This window comes from Deinococcus rhizophilus, from assembly GCF_030271215.1.
GTDB classification, from domain to species: domain Bacteria; phylum Deinococcota; class Deinococci; order Deinococcales; family Deinococcaceae; genus Deinococcus; species Deinococcus rhizophilus.
Window position 1 is genome coordinate 1 of sequence record NZ_JASNGB010000358.1, and the last position, 741, is coordinate 741.

General features: G+C 60.7%; 1 protein-coding gene. It reads right to left on the reverse strand.

Translation table 11 applies throughout. The features are described 5' to 3' along the window. Positions 1-741: IS630 family transposase (locus QOL99_RS17325; protein WP_285525652.1), on the reverse strand; the 741-nt coding region annotated here is incomplete at both ends.

Sequence of the window (741 nt, forward strand, 5' to 3'; positions counted from 1 at the left end):
AGGCTCTTAATACGAATGGCTTCATAGTGCCGTCCTAGTGTCCGCCGGGCGACCTGGGTGGAGAATTGCCAGTTCAGGGTGACGCCAGCGCGTTCACGCGCTGCCACCCAGGTCTCGACTTCTGACCGAAGCCGTTCCAGCACCGGAATACGCCGGTTCAAGCACTGCCGCTGAAGGGCACTGAATTCCAGCTCCGCCATGTTCAACCACGAGGCATGTTTGGGCGTGTACACCCACTCGAAGCGGCCCACCAAGCGGTGGGCCGCCTGTGGTGACATGAACTTGTAGAAGCTGCCACCGTGATGGGTGTTGAGATTGTCCTGTACCAGGGTGATCTGGACGGCTGCTGGATAGGCTTGCTCCAGGTCCTGCATAAAGGCGGTGTACTCCTCGGCCGTGCGCCTCGCACAGACCTTGACAAACCGTCGACCCGTCCGTGGCTCAACAGCCAGCAGCACCGCACCGCTCCCGAAGCGCTGGTACTCGTAGTCCTCTTTGGCGACCCGCCCCGGTTCCGATGGAACCGGGGCCATGACGTCACCGATCAGGAAGCAGGGTTGCTCGTCAAAGCACAACACCGGGAACTGCTCGTCGTAGGGCCGAGCGTAGACGTCCAGAACCTGCTCCATATCGCAGAGGAATTTCGCCGTCAGCTGCGCGATGCACCACTGCCTTTTGCGGTGCGGTTGGACCGCGTTTTTTTCTATGACGGCAAAGGGGGCTTGAGGAGTAGGCTGGGAG